We start from the raw sequence: 7,091 nt of genomic DNA on the forward strand, positions 1-7,091 counted from the left end.
GCCTATCTGCGCAGGTCAGAGCCTATGAAAACTCAGATCAAACCGCGCGCCCTGTGGGACGGGGTGGTTTGCGATGTCTCCGCGATGGGCCGACAGGATGTTGCGGACAATAGCCAGCCCCATCCCGGTGCCGCCGCTTTCCCGGCGGGTTGTAAAGAACGGATCGAACACGCGGTCGGCGTTACCGGGCGATATCCCCGCCCCATTGTCGGACACGGTCAGGATAACCGTGTTTCCAGCCTCTGAGGCGCGCAGATCAACCGCGCTGGCCCCGTGATCTTTGGCATTTTGCAGAATATGGCCCAGAACGATCCGCAACCCCTCGGCCGAGATCGGGAATGCGACCTCATCCGCCCCGGACAGGTTTAGCTCAATCGGAAGCGCCCCTGGCAACGCATCGCGCAGGGTGCTTGCCCCGACATATCGGGCCTCGCGCGCGCGGGCGGCATCCCGAAGTGCTGCAAGCTGGGTTTCGATCTGCTGACGCGCCCCGTCGATCTGCGCGATTAGGGCTTTGGAGTCATCGCTGCCATCCGGGGTGTCCTGTAGCATCTCAACCGCCGCGCGGATTGCGGTTACCGGCGATTTCAACTCATGCGTGACGTGATCGGTATAAGACCGGATGGTCGCCTCACGGTCACGCAGCGCCTCGGCCATGGTGACGACCTGAGTTGCGGTCTGGTGAAGCTCTTTGGTGCCGAAATGCCGGATTGGCACGGCGCGGGCTCCGGCCTCTTGCGCCCCGGCATAGGCCTGCAAGGCTTTGATTGGACGCAGCAGCAACCGTACCAGCAACCAGCCCAGCCCCGATGTTGCAAGAAAGATCACTCCGCCCAGAACCAGGGCAGAGTTCCGAAAGCCGAATTCAGGACCCAAATAACGCAGGGCCACCAGCCCCGCGAATGACAGACCCAATGTCCCGACCAGCGCACCGCCCAGCACAAATGCCAATGAAGGCCGCCAGCGCCGGGTCACCCCAGCCTCCTCATCCGGATACCCTGACCATGTACGGTTTCCACCGAGTCCGATAAACCAACCTGCGCAAATTTGTTCCGCAGGTTCCGAAGGTGGCTGTCCAAGGTCCTGTCCGAGACCTGGCTGCGCGCGCCCCAAATCTCGGCAATCAGGGCCGTGCGGGGAACAAGACGACCCGGTGTTTCCATCAACATCACCATGATCTGAAACTCAGTACCGGTCAGGGCAATTTCCGTGTCGTGGCAAGCACAGAGTCTTGCGGTCCGGTCCAAGGTCAAGGGGCCGTGCCGCAGATTTCCCGGCGCCGCCACAATGCGATTGGTGCGCCTTAGGATCACCTTGACCCGCGTCACCAGTTCGCGCGGGCTGAAAGGCTTGGTCACGTAGTCATCGGCCCCAAGTTCCAGCCCCAGAATCCGGTCGACCTCATCATCGCGGGCGGTCAGGAACAGGATCGGGACGTCCGAACGGGTTCGAATTTTCTGACATACGGCAAAGCCATCCAGTTCGGGCAGGCCAACATCCAGAACGATCAGGTCCGGTTCGTCGCGAAACGTGCTGATTACGGCTTCCTGACCGTTGGCGGCGGTCGAAACGCTGTAGCCAGCGCGTTCCAGCCCCAGACGCACAACTTCACGCAACCGCGGATCATCATCGACAACTAAGATATTCATATACCCGGACCGATACTGCTCAGATCGGCACCATAGCGGGACAGGCGCCACTTTCGAAAGCCCCATTCCTGCCAGCTGTTGATCGGGTCAGCTTCAAAATAGCACAGCGAATTCGGATACCCGTAGCTAATATGCATCCCGGTCATGGGCCCCAAAGAACACAGATAGGCATAATCCGGTTCGGACAGTTTCAGGTTTCGGGTCGCGATCACATGGGCAAAATTCACAAAACTGGCGCAATAGAGGACCAGAACGCTCAGAATGCCGGTTCGCGCGATCAACCAACTATTGGATTTCCTGAACGCTATTTGCCACCCAACCAGCGCCAGACCTGCCGCAACAAGACCCATCCAGATCTGCGCATAGATACGCAGGTAGGTCAGGCCATAGGTGCCGACATATAAATCCAGACGCATCAATGCCGCACCGCACAGAGCCACATTTTGTGCCAGCCACAACACCATCAGCGGTTTCAGCACCCGATTTTCATCCAGAAACGGCCGCGCTGCCAGGGCGAATGCACTGGCTAGCAGCGCCGTTACCAGCAACGGATATGCGCCGCGATGGGCGTAGGTTGCATAGCTCATCCCCTCGGGCAATGAGGCCCCGCCCAGCAGAATCGACAGGTCCAGCACAGTCTGAACACCAATCAGTGCATTGAACACCCAGAGCGCCCGCAGGACCGAACCACCGTTGAGGCCGGGGATCGTCTGAGGGCCTGCGAATGGTCGCGGGTTCAGTCCGCGAAGCGGGTGGTTATCGACAAAAGGCCAGATGATCAGCGCAATCCCTCCCCAGAACAGGGCGCGCTGCAGCAGGTGGCCAAAGGCGATATCCGGGGTGACAAGGGATTGGAATACCGGGTTCGCCTCGGCCAGCAAGGTAACAAAAACCATCGTCCCGCCAATCGGCAGACCCCAGTTGCGCAGGAACTGCCGAACCCGCGTCCAGCCGCCTCCGGCATCGCTGACAATCGTGGTTTTCAGGCCGGGTATCGCGCGGACCGGGCCAAGCCAGTTCTTTGGAAGATCAGTCAGAAACCCCAGCGCCAGCAAAAGCAGTTCCAGAACCTGGCCTTTCGGGTGCCTGACCCAGACAATCGCAACGACGAGCCCTGACAAAAGAAACGCGACCGATAATGGTTGAACGAAATCCACGACCGGCAAAACACTCAGCACCAAAACCGTTGCGGGCATAAGCACCCCTTTGCCAGACCGATCCGCGGGCAGGCCGCACAAAAAGACCGCCACAGTAAAGACCGCCAGAGACACACCCGCCTGATGTCCCCAGAACAGGTAATCCGCCAGCGCGACCAGCAAGATAAACCCGATCACGCGCCACGCGCGACCATCGGTGGCAAACGCCGGGGTTGAACCCGGCGGGCCCTTGGTGCCTGAAATCACTGTCTCTTCCGACAGCCACCAAGCGTCCAGCGCCACAGAATTCGGAACTCCAGAAATTATAAGTTGCTGCGCCATTTCTTCCCTCTTGTGTTTTAAGGGACTGGTTTGACCCAAAGGTCGGGAAGCTCGGGTGCAGAAGATCTGCAGAAACTGTGCAGATCGGTGAAATGAGTGTCGGATTTGCAAAGGCTCGCGCGTCCTAGCAGGATGAAACCAACATCGCGGAGGTAAAAATGATCTATGCAATCTCGATCTATGGTCAGGCGGGTGTGTTCGAAGCGTTGCCACAGGACCGTCAGGACGATGTCATGGCAGGACATACGGTGCTACAGAATGCCCTCAGGCAACGCGGGGATTTCCTGTCCGTCAAACTGATGCCCCCGACAACGGCTGTCACAGTCGAACCCGCGGCTGCCGAGACTCTGCAACCTATGATCGTCGACGGCCCGTTCGCTGAGACGAAAGAAAGTTTTCTGGGCTTGTATCTGGCCGAGTTCAACGATCTGGATGAGGCGCTTGAACATGCGCGAATGATCTCGTCACCTGTCGCCCGGCTTGAGGTCCGCCCCGCCGCCTGGGCAGGCGGGTCGATGACCTTGGATTGACCGCGTGTCGGATTGGCTAGAGGCCACGTTCTTGCAGCAACGCCCGCAGGCCATCGCGGCCCTGACGCGATATTTCCGGGACATCGACCTTGCCGAAGATGCATTTGCCGAAGCCTGTCTAAAGGCCTTGACCGTATGGCGCAAACAAGGCGCGCCGCGCGATCCGCTAGCTTGGCTTTTGACCACCGCCCGTAATGCCGGGCTGGATGGTTTGCGCAAATCCCAGCGCCGCAGCGCAATCCTGACCCGCCACAGGGAAGAATTTCATTCCATGGCTGATGACCCACCAGATCCGGACGAGCTGCGCGACGATGTTCTGCGCCTGCTGTTCATCTGTTGTCACCCGGACCTAAGCCGGCAAGACCAGATTGCGCTGGCCCTAAAAATTGTTGCCGGGTTGCGTGTGGAAGAAATCGCCCGTGGTTTCCTTGTCAGTACAAAGGCAATGGAACAGCGAATTACCCGCGCCAAGAAAAGGATCGCAGGAAGTTCTGTCGCTTTTGAAACACCCACGCCACAGGAGCGGGCTGCGCGTTTGGGCGAAGTGTCTTTGATGATCTACCTGATGTTCAACGAAGGCTGGTCAACCTCGGGTGGCCCGGTGCAAATCCGGCTCAAACTATGCGATGAGGCGATACGTCTGGCCCGGCTGCTGGTTGCCTTGTTCCCGACGATGGCCGAGCGGATTTCACTGCTGGCCCTGTTGCTTCTGCAACATGCCCGTCGTGAAGCACGGCTAGACGATCAAGGTGATCTTGTAGCCTTGGAAGATCAGGACAGGGCCCTTTGGGACAAGGCCAACATCGCCGAAGCGACAGCCCTGATGCAAAAGGCCGAACGGCTGAACCAAGTGGGTGTTTACGGTATTCAGGCCGCAATCGCCGCCGTTCATGCGCATGCCCAATCGACAGAAGATACCGACTGGTCTCTGATCGAGGCGCATTATGCCGCGCTCTATCGCCTCCAGCCCTCACCGGTTATCCGCCTGAACCAGATCGCCGCCGGGTCCAGGGTTCATGGCCCACGCTGCACGCTTGTTGCGTTGGATGCCGTGGCGAATGATCTGGCGTCTTATCGCTGGTTCCATGCCTTGCGCGCGGCAATGTTGCGAGAGATCGGCGATCTTCCCGCCGCGATCCAGTCCCTTAACCGTGTTCTGAACCTCGGCCCGACGGGACCGGAACGTGTGGCGGTACTGAAAGAAATCGCCGCCTGTGAAAAAGATTTGAACCAGTTGTAGGAAAGGCCGATCCTCACGCGTCCTTTGTTCAGTCCCGCATGCAGCGGGCAATCAAAGGGAGATAAAGATGAGCATTCTGGACATGACCACCGTTGGAAACTCGGGCTGGATCGGGCATTCCGGGCCAGACCAGACCAAGGCCAAGCAATTCTACAAAAATGTGCTGGGCTGGAACATTAACGAGATGCCGATGCAGGACGGGTCAAGCTATGCCGCCGCTGTGGTTGGTGAAACGCCAATCGGAGGGTTCTCGCCCATGCCCGAGACGGATGGAAACTGGACGATCTATTTTACGGTTGCTGATGTCGATAACAGCCTAGCAGCCGCAGTTGCACAGGGAGCCTCAGTCTTGCAACCCGCCATAGATATGCCCGGGGTCGGCCGGATGGCCACTCTGAACGACCCACAGGGCGCACGGTTTGCGTTGATTACTTATGAAAGCATGGCGTCTTAATCTTGGGCAGACAGGAGAATTCCCATGGAACACACACCGCAAATCGCTCTGCTTGTGACAGCAATCTTTGTGCTTATGAGTATTCCGATGGGAATTCTTGTAGGCATCAGACGATCCCAGACCGGAGTTTTACTGCTGCACGGGGATGACGACGAACTGCTGCGGCGGATTCGGGCACATGGGAACTTTACTGAATATGTTCCACTTGCCCTGCTGGCTTTGGCGGGGGCGGAGATTGCCGGTGCCTCAGACTGGCTGGTCGGCGGATGCGGTCTTGTGCTGTTGGTGGCCCGCGCCGTGCATTATGTCAGCCTGCGTTCCACCCCCGACGGCAAAGGTCGGGTGATCGGTGCCGCGCTGACAACATTGGTGATGCTGGTCTTGTCCCTGTCAATTCTTTGGCAGTTGGCGGGATCAGTCTGATGCCAAATGATGAACACCTGAATCAACGTATGCGCCTCGCCCTCGAGGCGCATATTGGAATTTCCGAAATGCGGATGATGGGTGGCACCTGCTTTTTTCTGAACGGCAATATGTTATGCGGCGCGCGCCGCGACAAAGACGGGTTTGGACGGTTCATGTTCCGTGTCGGCAAGGCCAAAGAGACCGAGGCGCTTTCTAATCCGTTTGCAAACCCGATTGTCCACGGAAAGCGAAAACTCGGTGGGTTTGTCGTTGTAGACGAGGCCAACTGCGATCCGGCTGCGCTGGGTGACTGGCTGAGCCTGTGCCTGGCGCACGCCGCCAGCCTGCCGCCGAAAAGTTGAATATAAGGAGAAGATGATGGATCAGTTCCGCTGCTTTTCGCCCGAGGCCCTTCAGTTTCTTTCTGATCTGCGAGCCAATAACCGACGCGAGTGGTTTCACGCCAACAAACAGATCTATGAGGCCGCGATCAAACAGCCCGCAGAACAATTTGCGGCCCAGATGTCACAGGCGCTGGCCGAGATGACGCACATGCCCCATTCGGCCAAGATCTATCGTATTCATCGAGACGTGCGGTTCTCAAACGACAAGACACCCTATAGTCCTCATCTGCGCATGTCTTTCATACCCGGCGATTGCGGAGATCAGCCCCCGCTTTGGCATTTCGGGCTGTCCCCGGATTGCCTGTCCCTTGGGTGCGGCGTCTTCCAATATGAAAAAGCAACCCTAGAGAGGTATCGGACCGGCGTAGCCGGACCAGCGGGCGATGATCTCATGGCAATCATCAATGATCTTACGGCCAGGAATGTCAGGATCAGCGAGCCCGAGTTGAAGCGCGGACCGTCAGGCTATGCGAGTGATCACCCCCATCTGGACCTTCTACGCCGCAAGGGGCTTACCGTTTGGACGGATCTTAGCGCCCAACCCACCGTAACCCAGGCAGGTCTTAGGGAAGAATGTCTAAATCAATTTCAGCTCTTCCACCCGGTGTTTCGGGCCTTGCAGTCCCTTGGCACCTAGCCGACCTAACACAGGATCATGGTACCCCTTCGCCTTCTTCAACGCCAAGGGTCTCACGTTGAGCGGGTCAGGCAGCGAGGGTGCGTCACCAACATTGCCGCCGGTATCCTACGGGTTGGCATTATCTATTACGGATCCGTCACAGTGTTTTTCTCGTACTGCTTGCTTCCACGGTGCTTCCAGTTGTGATGGCGCAACGCAAAAGCCCGCTCGGGCACGGCGTGTAAGTAATTGTAATTTTCGTTCTAAAGTTGCTTTTTTGGAGTAGGGTTTGAACCTTTGGCCTTCAGGTTA

The 7,091-nt window shown here is 58.0% G+C and carries 9 protein-coding genes; 6 read left to right on the forward strand and 3 right to left on the reverse strand.

Translation table 11 applies throughout. The features are described 5' to 3' along the window. Window positions 1-15: 15 nt before the first annotated feature. The 3 genes from AC2FJ5_RS15500 to AC2FJ5_RS15510 are packed head-to-tail and all read right to left on the reverse strand — an operon-like array spanning window position 16 to window position 3,127. On the reverse strand, window positions 16-975 hold the full coding sequence (locus AC2FJ5_RS15500) for a sensor histidine kinase (protein WP_496692667.1): 960 nt from the start codon (window positions 973-975) through the stop codon (window positions 16-18). After that, complete coding sequence (locus tag AC2FJ5_RS15505; protein ID WP_271950973.1) at window positions 972-1,649, reverse strand: response regulator transcription factor; 678 nt, start codon at window positions 1,647-1,649, stop codon at window positions 972-974. Before AC2FJ5_RS15505 ends, AC2FJ5_RS15500 begins: the two co-directional genes overlap by 4 nt. Further along, a complete protein-coding gene (locus AC2FJ5_RS15510) occupies window positions 1,646-3,127 on the reverse strand; it encodes a DUF4153 domain-containing protein (protein ID WP_496793885.1) in 1,482 nt (493 codons plus the stop codon). Before AC2FJ5_RS15510 ends, AC2FJ5_RS15505 begins: the two co-directional genes overlap by 4 nt. 158 nt (window positions 3,128-3,285) lie before the next feature. Between AC2FJ5_RS15510 and AC2FJ5_RS15515 the strand changes: the two genes are divergently transcribed. The 6 genes from AC2FJ5_RS15515 (at window position 3,286) to AC2FJ5_RS15540 (ending at window position 6,797) form a co-directional block, all read left to right on the forward strand. Continuing rightward, window positions 3,286-3,657: a YciI family protein gene (locus AC2FJ5_RS15515; RefSeq protein WP_142638441.1), complete on the forward strand. Its 372-nt coding sequence runs from the start codon at window positions 3,286-3,288 to the stop codon at window positions 3,655-3,657. 4 nt (window positions 3,658-3,661) lie between these two features. Beyond that, a complete protein-coding gene (locus AC2FJ5_RS15520; RefSeq protein ID WP_496793886.1) occupies window positions 3,662-4,897 on the forward strand; it encodes an RNA polymerase sigma factor in 1,236 nt (411 codons plus the stop codon). A 67-nt stretch (window positions 4,898-4,964) separates the two neighbouring features. After that, window positions 4,965-5,351: a VOC family protein gene (locus tag AC2FJ5_RS15525; RefSeq protein WP_142638446.1), complete on the forward strand. Its 387-nt coding sequence runs from the start codon at window positions 4,965-4,967 to the stop codon at window positions 5,349-5,351. Between the two features lie 24 nt (window positions 5,352-5,375). Further along, window positions 5,376-5,774: an MAPEG family protein gene (locus AC2FJ5_RS15530; RefSeq protein WP_142638448.1), complete on the forward strand. Its 399-nt coding sequence runs from the start codon at window positions 5,376-5,378 to the stop codon at window positions 5,772-5,774. A 29-nt stretch (window positions 5,775-5,803) separates the two neighbouring features. Beyond that, a complete protein-coding gene (locus AC2FJ5_RS15535) occupies window positions 5,804-6,118 on the forward strand; it encodes a TfoX/Sxy family protein (protein ID WP_496793888.1) in 315 nt (104 codons plus the stop codon). 16 nt (window positions 6,119-6,134) lie between these two features. Next, window positions 6,135-6,797, forward strand: a complete 663-nt coding sequence (locus AC2FJ5_RS15540) for a DUF2461 domain-containing protein (protein ID WP_496793889.1) — start codon at window positions 6,135-6,137, stop codon at window positions 6,795-6,797. The last annotated feature ends 294 nt before the right edge of the window (window positions 6,798-7,091 follow it).

This window comes from Ruegeria sp. CDSA221, assembly GCF_059611825.1.